The sequence below is a fragment of the Bradyrhizobium sp. USDA3516 genome, assembly GCF_057651995.1.
Genome location: NZ_JBYGYN010000015.1, coordinates 1 through 24,707, shown reverse-complemented (window position 1 = coordinate 24,707; position 24,707 = coordinate 1). Strand labels below are relative to the sequence as shown.

Genomic DNA, 24,707 nt, shown 5'->3' with positions numbered 1-24,707 from the left:
TGCTTGGTCTGCTGGGTCCCGGCTCGCGCTTTGCGCGTCCGGGACACGAGACCTGCACCCTACTGCAGCGTCGGATCGAGCCGGTCGCGTAGCCAGTCGCCGATCACGGAGACCGCCAGCGTGGTGACCACGATGGTGGTCGCCGGCGCCAGCATGATCCAGGGCGCGCGAGTCAGATATTCGCGGCCGTAGCCGACCATGTTGCCGAGGCTGGTCATCGGCGGCTGCACGCCAAGGCCGAGGAAGGACAGGCCCGACTCCATCAGGATCACCTCGGGGAACACCAGCGTGGTCGAGACGATCAGGGTCGAGGCGATGTTGGGCAGGATGTGCCGGAGATAGATCCGCGATGGTGTCGCCCCTAACTGGCGGACGGCGGCGGCATAGCCCTGCGCATTGGCGGAGATGGCAAGGCCCCGCGCGATGCGAGCATAGCGTTCCCAGCCGAACAGGCCCATCAGGCCGATCAAGAGCGGCAGCGAGTTGCCGAAAAAGGCCAGCACCGCCAGCGCCATGATCAGGAACGGCATACTGGCCTGGAAATCGGTCAGCATCAGCACGAGCTGCTCGACGGCCCCACGGAAGTGCGCGGCGAGGAAGCCGAGCATGGTGCCTGCTACGGCCGAGATCGCCGTGGCGCCGAAGGCGATCAGCAGCGAGATGCGAATGGAAACGAGCAGCCGCGACAGCACGTCCCGGCCGAGCTCGTCGGTGCCGAGCCAGTGCGCGGCATTGCCGGGCGCAGCGAGCCGGTTGCGCAGGTCGAGCTGGGTGAAGCCGTATGGCGCGATCTTGTCGGCGAAAGCCGCGATCAGCAGCATCGCGACGATCCAGCTGATCGCCAGCGCGACAGAGACCGGAATCGCCGGCAGGCTGAAGCGGCGTGAATACGCTTTGGTGTCCTTCAGCGTGGCGTCAGTCATGCATGCGCTCCCTTGCTGCGCAGGCGCGGGTCGAGGAAGCCGTAAAGGAAGTCGACGATCAAATTGGACGTCACCATGGTCATCGCAACCAGCAGCAGGATGCATTGCACGACGGCGAGATCGCGATTGGCAACCGCAACGACGAGAAGCCGCCCTACTCCCGGCCAGGCGAACACGCTCTCGACCACGACGGCGCCTGCGATCAGCGTGCCGACCATGAAGCCGAGAATGGTGACGGTCGGGATCGCCGCGTTCGGCAGCGCATGTGAGGTCACCACCCTGCGCCAGGGCACGCCCTTTGCGGATGCGGTGCGGATATAGGGCTGGCCGAGCACCTCCAGCATGGCGCTGCGGGTGAAGCGCGCCAGCACCGCCGCGCCGCCGAGGCTGAGCGTTGCGATCGGCAGAATCGCGTGGCGCCAGCTGTCCTGCCCGCCCGAGGGCAGCCAGCCGAGCTGCACGGCGAAGACGAGCACCAGGATCAGCGCGAGCACGAAGCTCGGGACGGTGAAGCCGGCGACCGCCGTCATCATGACGGCGCGGTCGATTCCCGAGCCGCGATGCAGCGCGGCGTAGATCCCTGCGGGAACGCCGAGCGCGACCTTGAAGAAGAACGCCGGCAGGGTCAGCGCCAGCGTCGCCGGGATGCGCTCCAGCACCAGCTCGATCGCGGGCCGGCCGTCGCGCATGGAGCGGCCGAGCTCACCCTTGGCGATGGCGCCGAAATAGTCGAAATATTGCGCCCAAATGGGATCATCGAGGCCCCACGCCTTGCGGAATGCCGCGAGCACCTCCGGCGGCGCCTCCGGCCCCAGGATCATCAGCGCGGGATCGCCTGACAGCCGCAACACGATGAAGGCGAAGGTGACGACGAGCACGATCGTCAGCGCGGCGCGTCCGATCCGGATGGCGAAATAGCGTCCCATCAGGCGGCGTCCCGTGTCGCAGCGCCGGTGACGAGATGGCAGGCGACCTGCCTGTCGCCGCCGACGGCTTCGAGTGCCGGCACCTCGCGCGCGCAGCGCGCAATGGCGCGCGGGCAGCGCGGATGGAAGGCGCAGCCGGTGGGACGCGCGGCCGGGTTCGGCGGATCGCCTGACAGCACGATGCGGCCGGCGCTGCGGCGGCCCGGCGCGGGCGAGGCCGAGACCAGCGCCTGGGTGTAGGCGTGCTCGGGCCGCGCGAACAGATCGTCGGCGCTGCCGATCTCGACGATGCGGCCGAGATACATCACGGCGACGACGTTGCTGATCTGCCTGACGACGCGCAGATCGTGGCTGATGAAGAGCAGCGTCAGCGACAGCTGCGCCTGGAGATCGCAGAACAGGTTCACCACCTGCGCCTGGATCGAGACGTCGAGCGCGCTGACCGGCTCGTCGCAGACCAGGAATTCCGGCTTGGTGGCCAGCGCCCGCGCCAGCACGATGCGCTGCCGCTGGCCGCCGGAGAGCGCGCCGGGATAGCGCGCGCCATGCGCCGGCGTCAGTTCGACGGCACGCAAGAGCTCGCGGACGCGATCGTCGCGCTCCGCGGGCGTGCCGAGGCCGTGAATGTCGAGCGGCTCGCGGATCTGCGTTGCGACCGGCAGACGCCGGTCGAGCGCGCCGAGCGGGTCCTGGAAGATCATCTGCATCCGCGCGCGCTGCGCACGCCACGCCGTCGTCCCCGGCGCGGCCATCGGTTTGCCGGCAAACCGCACCTCGCCGCTATCAGGCGGCTCGAGGCCGAGCACGATGCGGCCCGTGGTGGACTTGCCCGAACCGGATTCGCCGACGAGACCGAGCGTCTGGCCCCTGGCAATCGCGAGCGACACGCCGTCGACGGCATGCACGGCCGCAGCTCGCCCGAACATTCCGGAGCGCATCGCATAGGTGCGCGAGATCGCGGAGACCTCGACCAGCGGCGGACTCATTCGGCGGCCATCCCGAGCAGCGCGCGGCGCGAGGCCTCGGCGCGAACGCAGGCGACGCTGCGGTCGTCGGCGATCGGCGCGAGGGTCGGCGCCGCGAGGCCGCATGCTTCCGCAACCAGCGCGCAGCGCGGCGCGAAGGCACAGCCGCCGGGCATGTGCGCGGGATCGGGCACCGTGCCGGGAATGGCGGTGAGGCGCCGCCGCGGACCATCGAGCGGCGGCAGCGCGCCGATCAATCCTTGCGCGTAGGGATGCACGGGATCGGCGAACAGCTGGTTGCTCGGGGCCTGCTCGACGATGCAGCCGGCATACATCACCGCGACACGGTCGCAATTCTCCGCGACGACGCCGAGGTCGTGGCTGATCAGCACCATCGCCATGCCGAGCTCGCGGCGGACGGTCGAGAGCAACTCCAGGATCTGCGCCTGGATGGTGGCATCGAGCGCCGTGGTCGGCTCGTCCGCGATCAACAGATCGGGATTCCCCGCCAGCGCCATCGCGATCATGATGCGCTGGACCTGGCCGCCCGAGAATTCGTGCGGATAGGCCTCGAGCCGCCGGCCCGCGTCGGGAATGCCGACGAGATCGAGCAGCCGCCGCGCCTCCGCCTTCACGGCGTTGCCTTCGAGATTGCGATGCAACGCCAGCGCTTCGCAGAGCTGCTTGCGGATGGTCAGCACCGGATTGAGCGCGCTGGCCGGGTCCTGGAAGATCATGGCGATGCGCCCGCCCCTGACCTGGTCGAGCTCGGTGGCCGGCGCGCCGAGAATCTGGCGCCCGTCGAGCCGCACCGAGCCAGAGACTTGCGCATGGCGCGGCAGCAGCCCCAGCGCGGCGAGCCACGTCACCGACTTGCCGGAACCGGACTCGCCGACGAGGCCGACGGCCTCGCCCTTCTGCAAGGCAATATCGACGCCGCGCAGGACCGGCATGCCATTGAAGGCGACGCGCAAGTCCTCGATGCTGACCAGCGGCGGCACCGTCAGACCTCGAAATTGCCGGCGCGGAAATCCATCGCGAAGGCGGGCGCCGCCTTCCACTTGATCGATTTCGGCTTGGCCGTGAAGGTCGCGTTCTGGTGCAGCACCGTGTAGGCGGGATCTTCGCGCTCGGCGATCTCCAGCATGCGCTGGAACGCCTTCTTGCGCGCAGGCCGGTCGGTCGAGGTTTCCAGGAACTCCGAGAGTTTGTTCAGCTCGGCATTGGTCCATTCGCCGATCTGCTGCTGCTGGCCGTTGGGGCCGTGCTGGGCGACCAGCGAGGACACCGGATCGTTGAAGGCGGCCGAGTTCGACCAGTCGCGCACCGCGCGGGTTGGGCTACGCTCCATGATCTGCGACCAGTTCTCCTTGGTCTCGATCTGCACGTTGAGGCCGACCGACTTCCACATCTCGACCAGGATCTGCGCAGTCGCGACCTGGTTGGTGTAGTAATTGTTGAGCAGGCGATACGGGATCGGATCGCCCTTGTAATTGGCCTGCTTGAGCAGATCCTGCGCCAGCTTGGGATCATAGGCCGGCACGTTCCAGTCGGCGTTGAACATGTCGCCGTAGAACTCCCATTGCAGGCCCTTCGGCACGCGGGTGCGGCCGGACCAAAGGCTGTCGACGATCGCCTGGCGATCGATCGCGTGGGTGAAGGCACGCCGCACGAGCGGATTGGCGAGCACGGCGTGGTTCTTGTCGAACACGGTCAGGCGGTGATTCTGAATCGTGCCGCCCTGCACCTCGAACGCGGAATTCTTCTCGATGCCGGCGATCTGGTCCGGCGGGATGTCGCAGGCGAACTGGTATTCGCCCGAGAGCAGTCCGTTGATGCGGCTCGCGACCTCCGGCACTTCGAGAAAGCGGATGCGCTTGAGCGGCGGCCGGCCGCCCCAATATTCGTCGTGCGCTTCCAGCGTCAGCGACACGTCGGGCTTGAGCTCGACGACCTTGTAGGGGCCGGTCGTCACCGGCTTGCGGGCCCAGTCGAGATAGCTCGCCGCCTCTTCCCAGGCGCGGCGGTTCATGATGTCGGAGCCGTAGCGCGACAGCCGGCCTTCGATCGTGACGTCCGGCGTCGCGTTGTAGAAGCGCACCGTGTACTTGTCGACGGCATCGACGCGCGCGAGGTCGGGCCAGATACGGCGGGCGACCGCGGGGACATCGGGCGGCAGCTCCTTGCCCGGGCGCGGCGTCGGGATCTTCTCGAACGCCTTGATGGTGGAGCGGTTCTTGGCCTCGGTCTCGCCGAACATGCGCTCGCGGCTGAAGGTGAAGACGACGTCTTCCGCCGTGAGCTCGTCGCCATTGTGGAACTTGACGCCCTGGCGCAGCTTCACCTCGACGGTCTGGTCGTCGATGCGGCGCCATTCGGTGGCAAGGCCCGGCACGGCTTCGAGCTTGCCGCGCCAGTTCTTCGAGATCAGGCCTTCCCAGATCGAGGAGAAGAACACCCGCTCGCCGACGTTGGACTGCTCGCGCAGCACGTCGAGCACGTTCGAATTGGTGACCTTCTGCACGGCGATCGTGACCGACGGACGGTTGTCGCCTTGCGCGATGGCAAAGCGCGGCAGCAGCAAGGTGCTTGCGGCGGCGCTGCCGGATTTCAGGATGGTGCGACGGGTGAGCTTGCTCATGATGGTGACCCTGCCCTTTGTGATGTCGGTTATTCGGCGAGACCGAGCGCGGCGAGATGCGCCGCGCCCTTGCGGACGTCGTCGTGATTGCGGAGTTCGAGGATCAGCCGCGGATTCGACGTCAGCCGGCCGAGCGCGCGGAATACGGCGACCCAGGGAATATTGCCCTCGCCCGGCGCCCAGTGCCGATCGGCGAAGCCGTCGGTGTCCTGCAGGTGCACATGCGTCAGCATGTCGCCGGCGGTCTCGACATAATAGTCGACCGGCGGCGCGCCGGTCGAGATGTGGGCGTAATTGGCGTGCCCGGTGTCGAGCGAGACGCGGACCTTGCTGCTTTCCAGCGCCCTGGCGAGGCGCACGCGATCGCGCGGATCCTTGTCCTCGATGTTCTCGATCACGATCTCGCAGCCGATCGTCTCGGCGCGCGCGATCACCTCGGCGAGCGTCGCCTTGACGCGCTCGACGATATTGGCGCGATTGTCGGGATAGAGATCGAGATTGTTGTGGTCCCAGGTCGTGAACGGCGAATGGATCACCATCTGCGTCGCGCCGAGGAACTCGGCGGCCTCAAGGCCCTGGAGCAGGCGCTTGGTCACGGCCTGACGGATCATGGGATCATGGCTGTCGATCTTGAAGCCCCAGAACGGTCCGTGGATGCCGAGTCGGCCGGTGTGGCCTGCGAGCATCTGCTTGATCTCGCCGGCGGTTGCGCGCCAGTCGCTATCGAGCAGATCGGCGCGGAAGAAGTCCTGGATCTCGAGATCGCGCTGCCGTTCCAAAAGCCAGTCGCGATGCGCAGGAATTGACTTGATGGACAATGCGGCGCCCAAAACCGGCTTCGACATGGCATGCTCCTTCGTCGTCAGCGATGACGGGGAGCAGCGCTAGACCAGTTCAATGACAGGCCGGTGAAATGCGTCTTCCGCAGCGTGGACGAGATGTGGACATCCTGCCCGGGCGTGCTGCGGCTCAGGCAAAAGCGATCGCTGCGAGCGATGCCGAATGGGCACATGGCAAGCGCTATCGTGCCCGTAGTGATCCGGAATGGAATCCTAGCCGACCTTCGCGTACATCGCGGGACATCGATCGGCGGCCACTTCCACGGGCATCACCCTCTGATCGCGCTACATGGGGTTGGGGGACCACATGGGGCGGGGGATTGAAGGCTGGGGCAAGGTGACGAGGTCCGGACTCCTAGGCACTCCGGACCTCGAAACTTTTTAGATTGAACGCAGCAACGCGCCGTCCGGTGGGGCATCCGGGCGGCGCGTTGTCGTTTCAGCGCCTTTTTGCTTCGGCGCTCAGCGCGTCTGCGGCTCCAGCGTCACCGTGCAATCGCCCTGCCCTTGCGTCGCGACCACGATGTTGCCCGCGGGAGCGCCGAGGGCGATCGGCGCGGACGAGCCGCCGCCAGGCATCTGGACGATCACGCTCAGGGAATCGGTCCGCGCGGTCGAACCCACGGTCGTCGGCTCGGCCTGGGCGACGTTGCCGGAGGCATCACGTCGCATGATCTGGCAGTTCACCATGTTGTTTCCGCCGGCCGCCGCCATGCTTGACGACGAGGAGGCGCTGCTGCCCATTTGGGCCCGGGCGCGCGACGGATCGCGGGGGACCTGGCTGACAATGCGATGCGAGCGCGGCTCCACGATAATGACCTCGTCTTCGGTCGTGAAATACTCATAGCCGCGATATTGCGGCTCGATCGAGATGATCTCGGGCGGCAGCCGATGCAAACGCACGCGCGAGGGAATCGTCTCGCCAACCCGGATCGAGATGTTCAGATTGCGCTCTGGCTGCGCCAGACGCGCGCGGCTCACGGTTTCGGAGATCCGCACCTGCCTCTCGGTCGTCACCTGAGCCTGCTGGTTGACCTGCGTGTTGGTCTGCGTGGTCTGGTTGGTCTGCGTGCCCGTGGCGCCGGGCGCGGTCTGCGCATTGTTGGTCGGAGCCGCGCGGTTGGTATCCGTCGCGGTGGCCGGTGGCTGCTGCTCGGCGGCACTGCGCGGCGGCTGGGCCTGGTTGCGCTCGTTCTGGTTGGCCGCAGCTCCCGTGCGCTCGTTCTGCTGGCCAGCCGGGCCAGTCGTCGGACCGGTCTTGGATTTCTCGGATTCGGCGGTTGATTTCTGTGGCGCGGCCTTGTCCTGCTTGGTTTCCGCACTGCTCTTGCCCGCATCGCGTCCGGGCTTGGCGCTCTCGGCCTCCCGGTTGCGATCGCGCGAAGGCTCGCGAGAGTCTTGTGCCTGATCCCTGGCTTTCGGTTGGTTGCGGTCCGAGGCCGTCGCCGGCTGGCGCTTGTCGTCATTTGCCTCGTTCTTGACAGCGCCGCCTCGATCCTCGCGGCCAGCGCCCTGGAGTCGCTCCTGGGCGCCCTGCGCGCGCTCTTGAACGCGTTCTTGAGCCGCACCACCGCGCAGCGGGGCAGCGCCCTTGGCCGGTTCCTCGGTCCGTTTCGGCTCGTCCCTGCGCTCACTGGGCGCCTGGGCATAGGCAAGGCCGGATGCGAGCATGAGCCCGACGGCCGCAGTCGATAACAGCAAATGTTGACGCATGGTCCCTCTCCTCGACAATTCGCAACAACAGACGCGAACGTTCTGTCTGTGCGAAGGTTCCTGAGCAGGAACGCAGTCGTGGAAGTGGGCCGATCAGGCCGCCATTACATCGCATCCTTCAGCGTCAGTCGTGCCGTGAACGTCACGCTGGTCTTGCCGACCAGCGCCATGCCTTCGACTTCCGCACCGCCGGGGAAATAGTCGCCGGAAAAGCCGCAGGTGACCTCCCTGCCGCCGAATGCGAGCGTCCTGCCGACCGCCTCGGTGTGCTGATTGACGATCATGTCGCCCCTCCACTTGCCGCTCCGGAAGGTGTAGCTGCCGGTGTAATAGAAGTAGCTGTCGCCGCCCATGATGCGGCCGTCGCAGAGCACGACCACGCCCCTGGCCTGCCCACGCTTGCCGTCCCGCATCTCGATGTCGAAGACGTAGAGGCCGTTGACGACCCTGGCCTCGTCACCCGCTTCCGCCTCATCGCCAGCCGACATCCGATTTTCCCCCGCCGATCCGCTGCCCCGATCAGTTCGGCACGTTCCGCTCGAGATCCTCGAGCCATGCCGCTGCACTCGAATCCGAGGGCGCGCGCCAGTCGCCGCGCGGCGACAGCGAACCGCCGGCCGAGACCTTCGGCCCGTTCGGCATGGCCGAGCGCTTGAACTGACTGAAGGCGAAGAAGCGGCGCAGGAACACCTCGAGCCAGCGGCGGATCTCCTTGAGGTCATAGGCCCTGCGCCGGTCGCTCGGGAATGCCGGCGGCCATTCGCCCTTGGCAACATCCTTCCAGGCCTGAAGCGCCATGAAGGCGATCTTGGACGGCCGCATGCCGAACCGCAGCGTATAGAACAGGTTGAAATCCTGCAGCTCGTAAGGTCCGACGGACGCTTCCGTGCTCTGCGGCTTCTGGCCGGCCTCGACCGGCACGAGTTCCGGCGAGATCTCGGCCACGAGGATCGAGCCGAGCGTCCGATTGACCTCGTCACTGAACTGCTTCGAGGAGATCACCCAGCGGATCAAATGCTGGATCAGCGTCTTGGGCACGCCGGCGTTGACGTTGTAATGCGCCATCTGGTCGCCGACACCATAGGTGCACCAGCCGAGCGCAAGCTCGGAGAGATCGCCGGTTCCGATCACGATGCCGCCGTGATGGTTGGCGAGGCGAAACAGATAATCCGTGCGCAGGCCCGCCTGCACGTTCTCGAAGGTGACGTCGTAGACCTTCTCGCCCTTGCCGAAGGGATGGCCGATATCCTTCAGCATCTGCGCCCCCGTGGGGCGGATGTCGAGCTCCTGCCAGCTCGTCTGCAACGCCTTCATCAGTGCGAGCGCGTTGGTCTTGCTCTCGCTGCCGGTGGCAAAGCCCGGCATGGTGTAGGCCAGGATGTTCTCGCGCGGCAGGCCGAGCAGATCGACCGCCTTGGCGGCGACGATCAGGGCGTGGGTGGAATCGAGACCGCCCGACACGCCGATCACCACCCGCTTGGTACCGGTGGCGCGCATGCGCTGCACCAGCCCGGCGACCTGGATGTTGTAGGCCTCGTAGCAGTCCTGCTCGAGCAGGTTCTCATCGCTCGGCACGAACGGAAAGCGCTCGACCTTGCGCAGGAAGCCGATATCGGCCGCCGGCGGTTTCAGGGCAAATGTCACCTTGCGGAAAAACGCCTCGCGCTGCCGCCGGTTGTCGTCGAACGTGCCCATCAGCGCGCGCTCCTGCCTGAGCAGGTCGAGGTCGACGTCGGCCAGCGTGATCTGGCCGCCCTGGCGGAACCGCTCGCCCTCAGCCAGCAGCACGCCGTTCTCGTAGATCGAGGTCTGGCCGTCCCAGGCGAGATCGGTGGTGGATTCCCCGGCCCCGGCTGCGGAATAGACGTAAGCCGCGAGGCAGCGCGCCGAGGTCGATTGGCACAGCAACGCGCGCGAGCGCGCCCGGCCGATCGTGATCGGACTTCCCGAGAGGTTGATCAGCACGCTCGCGCCCGCAAGCGCGAGCTCCGAGGCCGGCGTCACCGGGATCCACATGTCCTCGCAGATCTCGACGCCAATGGTGAGGCCCGGAACGTCCTCGGCCGCGAACAGGAGATCCACGCCGAACGGCGCATGCAGGCCGCCAAAGGCGATGGTCTCGCCGGCGATGCCGGCGCCGGAGGCGAAATGCCGCCCCTCATAGAACTCGCGATAGGTTGGTAGGTAGGATTTCGGCACGACGCCGAGGACGTTGCCGCGATGAATGACGACGGCAGAATTGTAGATGCGATTGCCAAAGCGCAGCGGCGCCCCCACGATCAGCACCGTCATCAGCCCGGCGGAGGCTTCAACGATCGCTCCGAGCCCGCGCTCGACCGCATCGAGCAGCGGATCCTGCTTCACCAGGTCCTCGATCGCATAACCGGACAGGCACAGCTCGGGAAACACCGCGACCGCGACCGACTGCTCGTGGCAGGCATTGGCCGCCGCCAGCACGGCCTTCACGTTGGCGCTGGGATCGGCGACGTGGGAGGTGGTCACGCAGGCCGCCACGCGCGCAAATCCGTGGGCGTAAATCGAGTGGAATGTCATCGAGCGCAGTACCCTCAAGTCTCTTGCCGGCGGCCACCGCCGTCAGCTCTGATCATATGTAGCCCATTGGTCTGGCCCCGTGCAGGCCATCCGCCATCATCCATAACGGATTTGCGCCCCGTCCGGTCCAGTGCCGGCGAACTCAGGCGCTGCGGGCCAGCACGCCGGGCAGATCGCCGCGCAGCCACCCGGCGATCCGGGGCCAGGCATGCGCATGGGTCCGCGCGCCCATGAACAGGCCGAGATGGTTGCTGGGCTCGGATGCCGCCGCGACGAAGGCAGGCGGCGTGCCGACGAGCCCCGCGGTGGCCAGCGCCTGCGTCGCCGGCACCACATCGTCGTCGAGCCCGGCGAGCAGGAAGATCGGCGCCTTGACGTCCTTCAGGTCGATCGGGCGGCCGAGCGCGACGAAACGGCCCTCGGCGATGCGGTTCTCCCGGAAGATCGCGTTGACGATCTCGAGATAATAAGTGCCCGGCAGGTTGAGCGTCTCGGCATTCCAGCGGTCAAACCGCGCGAGCAGCTCGGTACCCTGCTCGTCCGAGAGATCCCGCTGCAATGCCGCCGCGATATCGTCGTGGTCAGGGGCTTTGGACCAGAAGCGCAGCATCTCCTCGCCGCTGACATTGCCGCCACCGCGCGCGACGAGCTGGTCATACACCAGCCCGGGCGCGTTGCGGGCAAGCCGGGACAGCGTGGATTCGATCGACAGGTCCACGGGAGCACCGACCAGAACCAGCCGCCGCACCTTGGCTGGAAAGCGCGCGGCATAGAGCAGCGACAGCCATCCGCCCTGGCACAGCCCGACGAGATCAACCGGCGCACCGATCTCATCGATCGCGACATTGAGATCGCCAAGATAGCTGTCGATCGAGAGATAGCGCATGTCCGGCGTCGCCGACCGCCAGTCGGTGAGGTAGACCCGGTCGATGCCGCCGTTTTGCAGAGACTGCACCACGCTGTGGCCCGGGGCGAAATCGGCGATCAGGGCGCGGTGCAGCGCATAGGGCGCGCAGACCAGCGCCGGCTGCCCGGACCGGGTCTGCGAGCAATCGCGCAAGTCCATCGTTGCGAGCTCCAGCGCAACGCTGCCCGGCGCCGTCCATGGCAAGCTGCCGTCACCCTGTTTCTCGGGTGCCCGCTCCAGCCACCAAAAGCAGGCATCCATGGCGAGCTGCGCCGCCGCAAACGGCCAGAGCCGAGGATCGTCAGGAGCCTGCCCTGGCCCGCGCGGCGGTTTGGCGGTCTTGTCCACCATGGCTAGCTCGACATCCTCACAGAAATGCCTCGAGACTCACGACGGCAATGCCGAGGTCCCGAAAACTCCGATGGGTCGCCGCGACCGAGCCGTCGAGATCGATGCCGCGACAGGCATCCTCGATGACGGCGACCTCCAGTCCGGCCTTGCGCGCATCCTCCGCCGAGAAGCGGACGCAGAAATCCAGCGCAAGACCCGCGACAAAGATGGTCTTCAGCTCCCGTTCGCGCAAATAACCGAGCAATCCGGTCGGTGTCCGATGGTCGTTCTCGAACAGCGCCGAATAGGAATCGATGCCGCGGCGAAAGCCCTTCCGCACCACGAGACTCGCTTGCGTCACGTCGAGATCGCGATGAAATGCCGCGCCAGCCGTGCCTTGCACGCAATGCGGCGGCCAGAGCACCTGCGGTCCGTAGTCGAGCTCGATGGCCTGGAACGGCTGCTTGCCCGCATGGTTGGGCGCGAAGGAGACATGATCAGCCGGATGCCAGTCCTGGGTCAGCACCACATTGGCGAATTTTTGGGCGATGCGATTGATGGCGGGCACGACTTTCTCGCCCCCTGGCACCGCCAGCGCCCCGCCGGTGCAGAAGTCGTTCTGCACGTCGATCACCAGCAGCACGTCGCGGTCGGAAATCTTCATCGCCGTCCCATTCGATTTGCCGGCGCGAGGTCGCCAGGCGAGCCACCCCAGTGTCGGCCTTCATGCGCTGCTTCGCAACCACCTGGCGCGTGCGAGCTGCGCGAATTGGTTACCGTAGGCCACGATGCAACGGATTGACCTCGTCCGTGTTGACTAGGCGCACCCAAGGGCAGAGTCTCGCACCGCCCGCCCCAGGCGGATCGGGTCGAAGCAGCGGAGGACAGGGCTGCCAGGACCTGAAGGTCGTGGCGGCGGTGAAGTCATGAATATCGGCAAGTCCGGAAATATTCTTCTCGCCGATATCGGCGGCACCAATGCGCGCTTCGCGCTGAGCCCGAGCGGTCAGACCGGACCGATCGACTATGTCAAGGTCGCGGACTTCCCGACCGTCCGCGAAGCCATCGCGGACGTTCTGGCGCGCCGGTCGAACGGCGAGCAGCCCCATCGCGCGGTGCTGGCGGTGGCAGGTCCCGTCACCAACAATCGCTGTGTCATGACCAACAGTCCCTGGGTCATCGACGGCAACGAGCTGCAGCCCGCGCTCGGCTTCGACAGCGTCCATGTGCTGAACGATTTCGAGGTGGTGGCTTGGTCCCTGCCCGCCTTGGAGCCTTCTGACCTGGTCCCGCTCGGCGGCGGCGACGGCCTGCTTGGGGAGCCATTGCTGGTCGTTGGACCCGGAACCGGATTTGGTGTCTCCTGCCTGGTCGACCGCCATGGTTCGCGACTGGCCGTCGTCACGGAGGCTGGACACGCGACCCTGCCGGCGGAGAACGAGCGCGAGGAGCGCGTAATCGCCTGCTTGCGCCGGCGCCTCGGCCATGTCTCGATCGAGCGCGGCGCCCTCTCTGGCTCCGGGCTGCAAAACCTGTACGAGGCGTTGGCCGAGATCGACGGCGTTCAGGTGCCGCATCGCGATGCCGCAGGGATCACCAAGGCTGCGCTGGAGAACAGCTGTCCGGTCAGCCGCGCGACGCTGGAGATGTTTTGCGCCATCCTCGGCTCGGTCGCCGGCAATCTCGCAGTGACCTTCGGCGCTCGCGGCGGCGTTTATGTCGCCGGCGGAATCGTGCCGCGCTTCCGCGAGTTCCTCGCAGCCTCTGCATTCCGGGCACGCTTCGAAGCCAAGGGACGATTCCAGGACTATCTGCGCGACATCCCGACCAGGCTCGTGATCAAGCCCGATGCGAGCTTCCTCGGCCTGACGATGTTCGCTGAGCACAATCCCGGCTGAGTTCCAGGCGGCGAGTTCCCGTCATGCACAGCTGATTGCGGCACACCTGCGGTTCCACGCAGGTTCCTGCTTGCCTGCATGTTCCCGATGAGAAACAATCTACCGGTGTGTGGCGTAGTTGCGGGGGCGTGACATGCGTAAACAGGATTCGGGTTTCGACTATCACCGCTATCACCGCCTGCTGCGCGAAGCGGACAGCGAGGACAAGCGGCTGGCGCTCATCGAGATCCTGATCGAGGAAAAGGCCCGCGACCAGCTGGCTGCCCAGCGCGCTTCGGATCGCGCGGCCATGACGGCTCACACCATCGCCACGGTGCTGAAGAACGGCCGCAACCCTGCCGGTTGAGTTCTTCCCACCAGGTGGCAAAAGCGCGATCGGTCAGCCCGGGATAGTGGCCGACGGCTCCGGAAACATCGAATCGATCATCGCCTTGAGCTGGTCCAGCGCGATCGGCTTGCGCAGGATCGGCCGGCGCCGGAGCAAGGACGGCAGCAGTTCCGGACCATAGCCCGTGGCGAACAGGAACGGCTTGCCACGACGTTCGATCAGGTCGGCGACGGGGTCGACATAGACGCCCATCAGGTTGATGTCGAGGATGGCCAGATCGTACTGCGCGGTCATGGCAAAGGCGCTGGCGTCGCGCACATTGTCTGCTTCCGCAACGACATGGTGGCCGAGTTCCTCCACCATGTCGGCCATCATCATCCGGATCAACGCCTCGTCTTCGACCAGGAAAACGGAGAGTCCGTCCGCCATATCAACCCCGCAATCAGCCTTGCGAAGCTAAGCATAACCGAATTGCGCTGTAGATACACGAATTCGTGGCAGGCGCCGTTAATTGACACGCGCCCGAACCTGCTCAACTTGATCAATCCAGTCCGCGCTCGTGGCTAAGGCGCACCATTGCCTGGATGAACACCTGCTTCTGCTTGTCGTCGAGGCTCGAAAACAGCGGCTCGGCGGCGTCGGCGACGTTGCGCTGATCGCCGGCGCGATCGATCAGGAACTGGGCCTCGTTACGCATCTGCTCGATGATGTCGTCGGGCGGATCGCGCTTGGCGCGCGCAATCCGCAGGTTGAGCCGCTCTGCGCCATTATGCCCGAGGTAGTGCATCGCGCTCGAGAAACCGTACCAGTGCTTCTCCTGATCCGGCGTGAGGTTCAGCTCGCTCTTGATCCGCTCGATGTAGGAATCGCTGTTGGCGACGATCTGCTCGGCGGTCAGCTGCGGCGCACCGGGCTGGGTCAGAACCGTGACTTCCTTGTTGTCTTTACCCTTGGTGTCCTGCGGCGCGTTCTTCGCCTCCTTGGTCGCCTTGGCGCCCTTGCCCTTGGCGCTCTTGCCGTCCTTGGCATCCTTGTCTTTGGCCGCGCCCTGCTGCTTGGGCTCCTTCGCCGCGTCCTTGCCGGCCTCCTTGGGCGGCGGCGCCTGATTGCCGGTGTTGGTGTTGCCGACACCGAGCACGCCGGTGAAGACGCCGACCACGCCGCCGATGGCGCCGCCGAGCACGCCTCCGACCGGACCTGCCGCCTTGTTGCCGGCCGCAGCGCCTTCCTGAACGCCCTTGACCAGACCCTGGGCATTCGCCCCCTGGGTGGCGGCGAGCAACAGCGCGAGCACAGACCCCAGCGCCAGGCATCGCCGCAGGTGAAGCCGCGCGGGTGGCGCCTGTTTGATCATTCTCGTCTCCATCATCAATCTGGCCTAGCAGCGGGAGTCAGCCGCCAGGCGCAATTCTATCGTTTCCGCCGCTTCGAGGTCCAGACGCGGCCAGTTGCTGTCCACCCCCGAAAAGTCTTTCGCGCGAAGCGGTTATCCAGGCTTATGCGGAACTGAGGCGTAAATGCGCACGCAGCGTTTCAATCCGCCTGCCGCAAAGTGTGCGTCGCAAAAAACCGTGCCCTGCGCCTGCGCCGTGCCGCATCGCCACGCTTCCCGACACACCATTAGTTTTAGACGCAGAGCCGTTCGGCTTTCTCGACAGACGCGATCAATCATGATCTGATCGCGCTACCAATTTTGCTGCGACAGCGTGAATTGCCCACGCGAGCCGACGGCACCAACAAGAAAATCGAGCAACAAGAACTCAAGAAAGAAAGTCTCAGAGGAAACTCCAACAACACCCAAGCGAGGAAACGAGATGTCACGCAAGAAACTGACGCGACGTCAATTTGTGGCTGCCACTGCAATGTCCTCCGCGGCGCTGATCACCGCGCCCTATGTCCGGGGCGCCTACGCCGCCGGCAAGCTCTCGATTGGCTTCTGGGACCATTGGGTCCCCGGCGCAAACAAAGCCTCGACCGACATCGTCAACGAATGGGCGGCGAAGGAGAAGGTCGAGGTTTCGATCGACTACATCCCAAGTCAGGGTAACAAGCTCATCTTGACCGTCGCCGCCGAGGCGCAGGCCAAGTCCGGCCACGACATCATTGCGATGCAGACTTGGTTTCCGCATGCGCATTCCGAACAGCTTGAGCCCATGAACGAGTTGATGGGAGACCTCATCAAGCAGAACGGCGAGCCGAACGGCACCGTGAAGTATCTCGGCCAGGCCGGGGGCAAATGGCTTGCGGTTCCCGCGAGCGTCGGCAGCCAGATCAAGGGGCCCTGCTCGCGCATCGATCTGATGAAGAAGCATGCGGGCATCGACGTGCAGGCGATGTATCCGGCGGGCGCTGCGCCGAAGGCTGACAACTGGACCCTGGACACGTTCCTCAAGGCCGCTGAAGCCTGCCACAAGGGCGGCGTTCCCTTTGGTATCGGTCTCGGCGAGACCACCGACAATGTCGATACGGCCGGCGCGATCTTCCAGTCTTTCGGCGCAGCCCTTGTCGACGAGAAGGGCAACCTCACGGTGAAGACCGACGCGGTGCGTCAGGCTCTGGACTACTACAAGAAGCTGATCGCGTTCCTGCCGCCAGATGCTGGTGCCTGGGATGACGCCTCCAATAACAAGTGGCTCGTCTCCGGCAGGGGCGCCCTGATCATGAATCCGCCGAGTGCCTGGGCTGTCGCCAAGCGCGACGCGCCTCAGGTCGCCGAGCAGTGCTGGACCCACGGCTTCCCGGCCGGGCCGAAGGGCCGCTTCGCGCCTTACCTGGGCTACTTCTGGGGCACGTGGTCGTTTTCCAAGAACAAGGAGGCGGCCAAGAGCCTGCTCAGGGCGCTTTCGCAACCCGAAGCGATCGAGAAGATGGTGGTGGCGAGCGGCGGCTACGACCTGCCCTGCTACGAGAAGCTGACGACGCTCAAGGTGTGGCAGGAGGAAGGGCCACCGAAGGGTACGCTCTACCACTACCCCAACCCCCACAACCATCAGACGCTTTCGATCGCCGCGGCGCCGGCTCCACCGAAGATCGCACAGCAGATCTACACGCAGGCCACGCTAACCAAGATGTGCCTGCGCCATGCACAGGGCGAGGCGATGGAAAAGACGCTCGCCTGGGCCGAAGGCGAGTGCGAAGGCTTCATGCGAAGCTGACGGACCGGACACGATGGCGGCCGGCCGATCGCAGGCCGCCATTTCTGCATCCGTCACGACGCCGGCCAATAAAGACTTTAAAGGGATGAAAACGCACCATGGCTGATGTCGTATTGCAGCCGAACCGTGCCGCTACCGCAAAAGCTGCGCGAAAGCGCTTCAGCCTCCATAACGCGCTGAGGCGCAAATCGACCGTAGCGTTCCTGATGACGCTGCCGCTGATCCTGCTGATCGCGCTGCTCGTGATCTATCCGGCATTCTATGCGATGCATCTGGCGACCCTGAACAAGTCGATGCAGCGGTTCATCGGACTGAGCAACTTCGAGTTCCTGTTCAAGCGCGAAACATTCTGGCTGGTCGTCAAGCAATCCTGCATCTTCGCCATCACGGCCGTCCTCTTCAAAGCGGTGCTCGGATTCATCATTGCGCATTTCGTTCACAACATACCCGCCAAGGGCCAGCGCAAATGGCGCGGCATGCTGCTGGTGCCATGGGTGATACCGCCGGCGATGAGCACGCTCGCCTGGCTGTGGCTGTTCGATCCTTCCTATAGCGCGTTCAACTATACGCTGTCGTTCTTCGGTATCGGGCCGATCCCGTGGACCGGCGATGCGCTATGGGCGCGCTTCTCGGTTATTCTCGTCAACATCTGGGTCGGCGCACCGTTCTTCATGATCATGTATCTGGCCGCACTGAAATCCGTTCCCGAGCAGCTCTATGAGGCCGCCGCAATCGACGGCGCCAATTGGTGGCAGCGCATCTGGTATGTGACGCTGCCGATGATGCGGAACATCATCGCGATCACGACACTGTTTTCGCTGATCGTCACCTTCGCCAATTTCGACATCGTGCGAATCCTGACCGCCGGCGGTCCGCTCGATCACACCCACATCTTCGCAACCTGGGCGTTCCGCGTTGGTATCGAGGGCAGCGACATACCGCTCGGCGCCAGCGTTTCCCTCTTCATGGTGCCGATCCTGGCGGTCGCGGCAATCTTCATCCTGCGCGACGTCAACAAACGCGGGAATGAAGCCTGATGACCACGGTAACCATCGACAAGGCCGCGCGGACCCCCAAGGTCAAGTACGGCAGCATGAGCCGCGACCGCGCCTGGGCGCTGCGCTGGTCGTATTTCTTCCTGGTGATCTTCGCGATCTTCTTCCTGACGCCGCCGGTCTACATGCTAATCACGTCCTTGAAGAGCAGCGCTGAGATTTCGGCGGCGACCAATCCGTGGTGGGTGTTTCATCCGACGCTGGAAAACTACACTTCGCTCCTGACGTCGAACCAGTTCCTGCGCTTCTTCTGGAATTCGGCGATCGTCTCGATCTTCGTCGTCACCATCACCATGCTGATATCGGTGCCGGCCGCCTTTGCGCTGTCGCGGATGCGGTTCTGGGGCTCGGCGACGCTCGCCACCGGCGTATTTCTTACTTACCTCGTTCCGGAGACACTGCTGTTCATTCCGCTGTTCAAGATGTTCGCGGTGATCGGCGACTTCACCGGCATCCAGCTCATCAACAAATGGTACGTGCTGCTGATCCTCTATCCGACACTGACGGTCCCGTTCTGCACCTGGATCATGATCGGCTACTTCGCCTCGATCCCCAAGGAGCTCGACGAGGCTGCGATCATCGATGGAGCGTCCTGGTTCCAGACGCTGACCCGGATCTTCATTCCGGTGGCGCTGCCGGGGCTGATCGCCGCCACCATCTTCGCCTTTACCGTCTCCTGGGCGCAATTCCTCTATCCGCTCGTGTTCACCACCTCGACCGATCAGCTCGTGATGCCCGTCGGCATTATCACCACCCTGATCAAGGGCGACGTCTTCAACTGGGGACAGATCATGACCGGCGCGCTGCTCGGCGCGGCACCGCCGCTGATCATCTACGCCTTCCTGATGGATTACTATATTGCCGGCCTGACTGCCGGTGCGACAAAGGGTTGATGACGAGGAGCTGAAGTTCGATGGCCGACGTTTCCTTGCGGAAGGTAGTCAAGCGTTACGACGATGTCGAAGCCGTGCGCGGCATCGACCTCGACATCGCCGACCACGAGTTCATCGTGCTGGTCGGCCCCTCCGGCTGCGGCAAGTCGACCACGCTGCGCATGATCGCGGGCCTCGAGGACATCAGCGACGGCGACATCATGATCGGCGGCGACGTCGTCAACGACGTGCCGCCGAAGGACCGCGACATCGCCATGGTGTTCCAGAATTACGCGCTCTATCCGCACATGACAGTCGCTGAGAACATGTCGTTCGGGCTGCGCCTGAAGCATTATCCCAAGGCCGAGATCAAGGCGCGGGTGACGGAAGCCGCCCGCCTCCTCGACATCACCGACCTGATCGACCGCAAGCCGAAGCAACTCTCCGGCGGCCAGCGTCAGCGCGTCGCCATGGGCCGCGCCATCGTGCGCAATCCCAAGGTCTTCCTGTTCGACGAGCCGCTGTCAAATCTCGACGCCAAGCTCCGCGTGCAGATGCGGATCGAGATCAAGAAGGTGCACCAGAAGGTGCGCACCACCACGGTCTACGTCACCCACGACCAGGTCGAGGCGATGACGCTGGCCGACCGCGTGGTGGTGATGAACAAGGGCCGCATCGAGCAGATCGGCACGCCGAACGAGCTCTACCACAAGCCGGCAACGCGCTTCGTTGCCGGCTTCATCGGCTCGCCCGCGATGAACTTCATCCCCTGCCGGCTCGAGGATGTCGGCGGCACGCTCCAGATCCGCCTCACCGACCGCATCGCCTTCGCGCTGCCGCCGGCCCGCGCCGCGCGCTATAACGCGCTGCCGCGCACCGAGAAGCTGCTGCTCGGCATCCGTCCCGAGCATCTCACGGAGTCGCATGCGCATCTGGCCCCCGGCGTCGAGACCTTCGACACCGTGCTCGACGTCACCGAGCCGATGGGCATGGAGACGCTGGTCTATTTCGGGCTCGAGGGCACGCCGGTCTGCGGCCGCGTCGATCCCAATGCCGGCGCCAAGGACGGGGCACCCATGCGCCTGGCGATGGACCTCAACAACATGCACCTGCTAAATGAGGAGACCGGCGTCGTGCTGTGACGCCGCGATCCAAGAAAAGCGAGCAGGCAGGGGAGCAATGGCGACCAACAAGAAGAAGATTTTCGTTACGCAAACCTTGTCGCAAGGGGCTCGCGCCCTCCTCACCCAGCGGGACGATATCGAGCTCGTCGAGTTTCCGAACCTGATCTCGGCGAGGGATTTCGAGGCCTTGTTGAAGAGCCATGCGCCGGTCCACGGCGTGGCGCTGGGCGCCACCGCCTTCGGCGAGACCGAGCTCGAGGCCGCGCGCGATATGAAGGTGGTGACCCGCATCGGCGTCGGCTACGACGCCGTCGACGTGCCCGCCCTCTCCCGCCGCAAAGTGCCGCTGATGGTCGCCGGCAGCGCCAACTCGCCCTCGGTTGCGGAAGCTGCGCTGTTCATGATGCTGACACTGGCCAAGCGCGCGCAGGAGCTGCATTCCTGCGTCAAGGAGGGCACCTGGGCCGACCGGCTCGGCATGCTGCCGTTCGACCTCTACGGCAAGACCGTGCTGATCGTCGGCTTCGGCCGCATCGGCAGCCGCACCGCCAAGCGCTGCCTGGCGTTCGAGATGAAGGTGCAGGTCTACGATCCCTACAAGGATGCCGCCGACATCAAGGCGGCCGGATGCGAGCCGGTCACCGACCTCGACGCCGCGCTGCCTCACGCCGACTTCGTCACCATCCACTGCCCGAAGACGCCGGAGACCGTCGGCCTGTTCGATACGATGCGGATCGGCTGCATGAAGGATAGGTCCTACCTCATCAACACCGCGCGCGGCGGCATCGTGAAGGAAGCGGCGCTCTATGACGCGCTGACGTCCGGAAAGCTCGCCGGCGCCGGAATCGACGTGTTCGAGGTGGAGCCGCCGCCAGTCAGCAACGCGCTGTTCGCGCTGTCCAACGTCATCATGGCCCCGCACGTCGCCGGCGTCACGGTCGAGGCGGTGAGCCGCATGAGCGAGCAGACGGCGCGCAATATTTTGAGCGTGCTGGACGGCGATCCCATCAGGCAGAACATCATCAACCAGGACGTGCTGGGCTGAGGTCACGAAGGTCGGCGGCTCAACCCGCCCGCCTTCGGGACGCCAGAAAGCGTCCCATTTTGGTGCAGATCGGGCCCCAACTCAGCCTTAATCAAACGCGCGTAATGGGCTTGAAACGCGGCGGCGGTGGGACAGACTGGCCGGCGCGGCGAGCTGGAGGATGGACCCCTTGTCAGAGATCGACCCGACCGACCACGCGTTGGCGACCATCGCCAGCATCCTGGAGCACCCCGAGCCCGTTCTCGTCATTCGCCAGACCGAGACCGAAATCGTGGTCGCCGGAGAGCGTGAGCACATCGCCTCTGACGAGCCGATCGTGGACGAGCATCCGGCGATCGATGCGCATCCCTCGGTCGAAGAGCATCCCGTGGTCGAGGAGCAGCCGCTGGCACCGGAGCACACCGATGCCGATGGCTACAGCAAGGTCGGTCCCGGACCCATGGTCGCGATCCGCCTGAAATGGACGGTCCACCGCGGCGATGAAGGCCAGTACTACGTCCACGAGACCATCGGCGAGCAATCCGCGCCCGTGGTCAGCGGTCCCATGACGAGCGAGGCCGCGGTGCGTTTCGTCGACACCCAGCAAGATGAGGCGAACAGGCGCTTCGAAGAGCTGCGCAGCGAGATCGCCGGCCGCAGCTCGCTTGCCGACTACGAACGCAAGGGCGAAGCTTAAGGCAGCGGGCTTTCACACCTGGTCTCTCTCCACCTCTCCCGTAGGGAGAGGCATAGGCCGCCTTCGGCGGCCGTTCACAAGGACGCCGAAGCGGAGCTTCGGCTATGGCGCATCGAAGATGCGATCCGGGTGAGGGGCTGAGGTTTTACCGCGCGTTGCGGCCTCTGACCCGGATTGCGTGCGCAATCCGACCTCTCCTCCGCTTGGGGAGAGGTAAACCGCGAGCTCCTACTTCCTTCCCAAAAAGTCCTTCTTCACCAGCTCGACCCCGGCGTGCCGGAGCAAGTCGTACGCGGTGGTGACGTGGAAGAAGAATTGCGGGACGCTGAACGTCAGCAGCAACGTCCGCCCGGTGAAGGGCAGCTCGGTGCCGTTCTTCAATCTGAAGAAGACATTTCGTTCCGCCGCCGCATCGATCTCCGCGCGCGGCAGGCTCTCGATGAACTCGATGGACGTTGCGATGCGCGCCTGCAGCCCGGCCATGTCGTGCTCCAGCGCCGGCAGCGCCACCGGCTCGCACGGCGCCAGCAGGGCCGGCGCGACCGTGGCATGGCGGCAGGCTTCGCCGACCTGCTGGGCGAGGTCGTACATGTTCGGCGCAAGGCGCATGCCGAGCAGAATCGTCGGGTCGAATTTCCGGGCCTGCGCATAAGCGACGCCCTTGTCGAGCAGCGCCGACAGGTTGCGCAAATAGGGCACGAACAGGCCGACCGAGGCCTCGTATATCGGGATCGTCACCTCGAGAATTCCCTTCGATTTCTGCCTCGCCAGCGACGGGCATCTGGTCTAAATCCACGTCCGAACGGCTGTACAATGACAGCTCGCGCAGGGGTGGAAAAGAGATGATGGTCCGAATATCCGTTCGAGTCTTGGCGGCTTTGACCGTGGTGTTGCTGGCGAGCCTTTCGGCCCAAGCGCAGCAGGCGCCCTCGCGTCTCGACGAGATCATGAAGCGCGGCAGCTTGCGCGTCGGCATGACCGGCGACTACAAGCCCTTCACCTATCTCGACAAGACCACGCAGCGATTCTCCGGCTTCGACGTCGACATGGCGGAAGCGCTCGGCAAGGCGCTCGGGGTCAAGGTCGAATTCGTGCCGACGGCCTGGCCGAAGCTGATGAAGGATTTCGAAGCCGACCAGTTCGACATCGCCATGGGCGGCGTGTCGGTGACGCTCGATCGGCAGAAGAAGGGCCTCTTCTCCACACCGATCATGCGCGAGGGCAAGACGCCGATCGCGCGCTGCGCCGATGTCGGCAAGTACCAGACGCTGCCCGAGATCGACAAGAAAGGCACCCGCATCATCGTCAATCCCGGCGGCACCAATGAGCGCTTCGCCCGCGCCAACATCAAGGAGGCCGAGATCACCGTCTTCCCCGACAATACCTTGATCTTCGACGAGATCGCCAAGGGCAATGCCGATCTGATGATGACGGACGCCTCCGAGACGCGCTACCAGCAGAAGCAGCACGCTGGCGTGCTCTGCGCGGTGCATCCGGAAAAGCCGTTCGATTTTTCGGAGAAGGCCTATTGGATCCAGCGCGACGTGGCGCTGAAGGCCTTCGTCGACCAGTGGCTGCACATTGCGATGGAAGACGGCACCTACAAGAAGATCTACGCGGCCTGGTTCGACTGACATGCGAAGGGAATTAGCGGTCGCAATTGTGCTCGGGATCAGCGGGGTCCACGGCGCGCTCGCGCAGACGAAGTTCACACCCGCGACCGGGCCGACATGCAAGGACGAGTCGACAGAGGAGCTCGGTCTTTGGACCTGCCCGGGGCCGGCCGGCTACGTCGTGCGCTTTGCCGACGAAGGCAACATCGTATCGCTCACGATTGCGCCTCGGCGCGAAATCGAGAAGGTGTCCGGGCCGACCGCGCAATGGCGTGGTGCCGGCAAGTCGTTTGGCGAGAAGGTGCAATGGATCATGCGTGCCGGAGTTCCGAGGGCCGCCGTGATCCGCACCTGGCGAGCAGTCGACGAGGATGAGAAGGAACTCCAGGAGCTCTCCGTGTTCGCGATCAATGGCGCAAATGCCTGCCTCGTGGGTTCGGTCGATATCCATGCCGACAAGGCGAACGATGCAGCGCTGGCCCGCGCCCAAAGGGCGGCGAGCGAGGGATGTCCGAAGAAGTAGACGCGGCGCGCTGATCCGATGCCAGTCTGCACCGAATTGGACAGGGCGCGTCGCCGTCCAACTCTGGACCGAGTTCGGCGTTATTGAACCAAGGTCCGTGCGAGCACGACACATACCGAGAACAGTGATCTAGATCACTTTTTGCAACCGAGCCGGCGCGTAAGCGTCGGTACGGGGACAACCTGTTCAGGAGACGGAAATGAGGAAGCTGTTGGCCACGGCCGCATTCCTTTTGGCGAGCACCGCCGCGCAGGCGCAGTACACCTTCGAATATGGCGGGCGCACCATCCGCATCGATCCGGACCGCGGCACGGTGCAGATCCCCGGCGTCTACGACAACACAGGCCAAGGCAAGCCCAAGAAGGCCAAAAAGAACGAGACGGCGCCGCAGCAGGCCACGGTCGATCCGCAAGCGCCGTCTGCTCCGGCCCCAGCCCCCGCTCCTACCGCGCCGCCCGCAGCCGTGCAGGCACCTGCGGCTGCCGCCGTCGCGCCGGCTCCTGTGCCGCCGCCGGCTCCCCCCGCAGCCACGACCGCGACCAACACGCCGGCCCAAACGGCCGTGGCACCGCCGCCTGCACCGCCTCCGGCCCCCGCTCCGGCCGAGCAGCAAGCCGCGCC

At 65.1% G+C, this 24,707-nt stretch carries 24 protein-coding genes and 1 pseudogene; 11 read left to right on the top strand and 14 right to left on the bottom strand.

Features of this window, described 5'->3' with window-relative positions:
* Window positions 1-59 precede the first annotated feature (59 nt).
* The 11 genes from AC24YW_RS34170 to pncA form a co-directional block, all read right to left on the bottom strand.
* Window positions 60-923 carry an ABC transporter permease gene (locus AC24YW_RS34170; RefSeq protein ID WP_487486821.1) on the bottom strand — a complete coding sequence of 288 codons (864 nt, stop codon included), beginning with the start codon at window positions 921-923 and terminating at the stop codon, window positions 60-62.
* Window positions 920-1,849, bottom strand: coding sequence for an ABC transporter permease (locus AC24YW_RS34165; protein WP_487486820.1), 930 nt, complete (start codon window positions 1,847-1,849; stop codon window positions 920-922). The genes AC24YW_RS34170 and AC24YW_RS34165 overlap by 4 nt, the downstream gene beginning before the upstream one ends.
* Entirely contained in the window at window positions 1,849-2,835 is a 987-nt protein-coding gene (locus AC24YW_RS34160; RefSeq protein WP_487486819.1) for an ABC transporter ATP-binding protein, read from the bottom strand. Before AC24YW_RS34160 ends, AC24YW_RS34165 begins: the two co-directional genes overlap by 1 nt.
* Window positions 2,832-3,815, bottom strand: coding sequence for an ABC transporter ATP-binding protein (locus AC24YW_RS34155; RefSeq protein ID WP_487486818.1), 984 nt, complete (start codon window positions 3,813-3,815; stop codon window positions 2,832-2,834). Before AC24YW_RS34155 ends, AC24YW_RS34160 begins: the two co-directional genes overlap by 4 nt.
* Window positions 3,816-3,817: 2 nt before the next feature.
* The gene (locus tag AC24YW_RS34150) at window positions 3,818-5,455 is read right to left on the bottom strand and encodes an ABC transporter substrate-binding protein (RefSeq protein ID WP_487486817.1); all 1,638 of its coding nucleotides are present in this window, start codon (window positions 5,453-5,455) and stop codon (window positions 3,818-3,820) included.
* A gap of 29 nt (window positions 5,456-5,484) precedes the next feature.
* On the bottom strand, window positions 5,485-6,300 hold the full coding sequence (locus AC24YW_RS34145) for a sugar phosphate isomerase/epimerase family protein (protein WP_487486816.1): 816 nt from the start codon (window positions 6,298-6,300) through the stop codon (window positions 5,485-5,487).
* 456 nt (window positions 6,301-6,756) lie between these two features.
* On the bottom strand, window positions 6,757-8,007 hold the full coding sequence (locus tag AC24YW_RS34140) for a DUF1236 domain-containing protein (RefSeq protein ID WP_487486815.1): 1,251 nt from the start codon (window positions 8,005-8,007) through the stop codon (window positions 6,757-6,759).
* A gap of 104 nt (window positions 8,008-8,111) precedes the next feature.
* Entirely contained in the window at window positions 8,112-8,495 is a 384-nt protein-coding gene (locus AC24YW_RS34135) for a GrlR family regulatory protein (protein WP_487486814.1), read from the bottom strand.
* A gap of 31 nt (window positions 8,496-8,526) precedes the next feature.
* On the bottom strand, window positions 8,527-10,560 hold the full coding sequence (locus AC24YW_RS34130) for an NAD(+) synthase (protein ID WP_487486813.1): 2,034 nt from the start codon (window positions 10,558-10,560) through the stop codon (window positions 8,527-8,529).
* A gap of 142 nt (window positions 10,561-10,702) precedes the next feature.
* Window positions 10,703-11,818, bottom strand: a complete 1,116-nt coding sequence (locus AC24YW_RS34125; protein ID WP_487486812.1) for an alpha/beta fold hydrolase — start codon at window positions 11,816-11,818, stop codon at window positions 10,703-10,705.
* 16 nt (window positions 11,819-11,834) lie between these two features.
* Window positions 11,835-12,461, bottom strand: a complete 627-nt coding sequence (pncA, locus tag AC24YW_RS34120; RefSeq protein WP_487486811.1) for a bifunctional nicotinamidase/pyrazinamidase — start codon at window positions 12,459-12,461, stop codon at window positions 11,835-11,837.
* Between the two features lie 262 nt (window positions 12,462-12,723).
* Here pncA and glk point away from each other — a divergent pair, with 262 nt between their 5' ends.
* Together glk and AC24YW_RS34110 are read left to right on the top strand one after the other, a co-directional pair.
* The gene (gene glk / locus AC24YW_RS34115; RefSeq protein WP_487486810.1) at window positions 12,724-13,695 is read left to right on the top strand and encodes a glucokinase; all 972 of its coding nucleotides are present in this window, start codon (window positions 12,724-12,726) and stop codon (window positions 13,693-13,695) included.
* 133 nt (window positions 13,696-13,828) lie between these two features.
* On the top strand, window positions 13,829-14,041 hold the full coding sequence (locus tag AC24YW_RS34110) for a hypothetical protein (protein WP_487486809.1): 213 nt from the start codon (window positions 13,829-13,831) through the stop codon (window positions 14,039-14,041).
* 33 nt (window positions 14,042-14,074) lie between these two features.
* On the opposite strand, the gene AC24YW_RS34105 is transcribed toward AC24YW_RS34110, so the two are convergent.
* Together AC24YW_RS34105 and AC24YW_RS34100 are read right to left on the bottom strand one after the other, a co-directional pair.
* Window positions 14,075-14,452 (bottom strand): response regulator, encoded by a 378-nt coding sequence (locus tag AC24YW_RS34105; RefSeq protein WP_487486808.1) that lies wholly within the window; start codon window positions 14,450-14,452, stop codon window positions 14,075-14,077.
* A gap of 112 nt (window positions 14,453-14,564) precedes the next feature.
* Complete coding sequence (locus tag AC24YW_RS34100; protein ID WP_487486807.1) at window positions 14,565-15,377, bottom strand: Spy/CpxP family protein refolding chaperone; 813 nt, start codon at window positions 15,375-15,377, stop codon at window positions 14,565-14,567.
* A gap of 460 nt (window positions 15,378-15,837) precedes the next feature.
* Here AC24YW_RS34100 and AC24YW_RS34095 point away from each other — a divergent pair, with 460 nt between their 5' ends.
* From AC24YW_RS34095 to AC24YW_RS34070, 6 genes are all read left to right on the top strand, one after another.
* A complete protein-coding gene (locus AC24YW_RS34095; protein WP_487486806.1) occupies window positions 15,838-17,178 on the top strand; it encodes an ABC transporter substrate-binding protein in 1,341 nt (446 codons plus the stop codon).
* Window positions 17,179-17,276: 98 nt separating this feature from the next.
* Window positions 17,277-18,215, top strand: a complete 939-nt coding sequence (locus AC24YW_RS34090; protein WP_487486805.1) for a carbohydrate ABC transporter permease — start codon at window positions 17,277-17,279, stop codon at window positions 18,213-18,215.
* Window positions 18,215-19,126, top strand: coding sequence for a carbohydrate ABC transporter permease (locus tag AC24YW_RS34085; protein WP_157287623.1), 912 nt, complete (start codon window positions 18,215-18,217; stop codon window positions 19,124-19,126). The genes AC24YW_RS34090 and AC24YW_RS34085 overlap by 1 nt, the downstream gene beginning before the upstream one ends.
* Before the next feature lie 20 nt (window positions 19,127-19,146).
* On the top strand, window positions 19,147-20,247 hold the full coding sequence (locus tag AC24YW_RS34080) for an ABC transporter ATP-binding protein (RefSeq protein WP_487486804.1): 1,101 nt from the start codon (window positions 19,147-19,149) through the stop codon (window positions 20,245-20,247).
* A gap of 37 nt (window positions 20,248-20,284) precedes the next feature.
* The gene (locus AC24YW_RS34075) at window positions 20,285-21,274 is read left to right on the top strand and encodes a hydroxyacid dehydrogenase (protein WP_487486803.1); all 990 of its coding nucleotides are present in this window, start codon (window positions 20,285-20,287) and stop codon (window positions 21,272-21,274) included.
* 169 nt (window positions 21,275-21,443) lie between these two features.
* Entirely contained in the window at window positions 21,444-21,950 is a 507-nt protein-coding gene (locus AC24YW_RS34070) for a hypothetical protein (protein ID WP_487486802.1), read from the top strand.
* Window positions 21,951-22,178: 228 nt separating this feature from the next.
* Here the strand turns inward: AC24YW_RS34070 and AC24YW_RS34065 are convergent, their stop codons facing one another.
* Window positions 22,179-22,676, bottom strand: coding sequence for a DUF1993 domain-containing protein (locus AC24YW_RS34065; RefSeq protein ID WP_487486918.1), 498 nt, complete (start codon window positions 22,674-22,676; stop codon window positions 22,179-22,181).
* A 116-nt stretch (window positions 22,677-22,792) separates the two neighbouring features.
* Here AC24YW_RS34065 and AC24YW_RS34060 point away from each other — a divergent pair, with 116 nt between their 5' ends.
* The 3 genes and pseudogenes from AC24YW_RS34060 to AC24YW_RS34050 all read left to right on the top strand — a co-directional run.
* Window positions 22,793-23,584: a transporter substrate-binding domain-containing protein gene (locus tag AC24YW_RS34060; protein ID WP_487486801.1), complete on the top strand. Its 792-nt coding sequence runs from the start codon at window positions 22,793-22,795 to the stop codon at window positions 23,582-23,584.
* Between the two features lies 1 nt (window position 23,585).
* Window positions 23,586-24,086: a hypothetical protein gene (locus AC24YW_RS34055; protein ID WP_487486800.1), complete on the top strand. Its 501-nt coding sequence runs from the start codon at window positions 23,586-23,588 to the stop codon at window positions 24,084-24,086.
* Between the two features lie 199 nt (window positions 24,087-24,285).
* Window positions 24,286-24,707: pseudogene (locus AC24YW_RS34050) on the top strand (DUF2147 domain-containing protein); the annotation flags it as partial.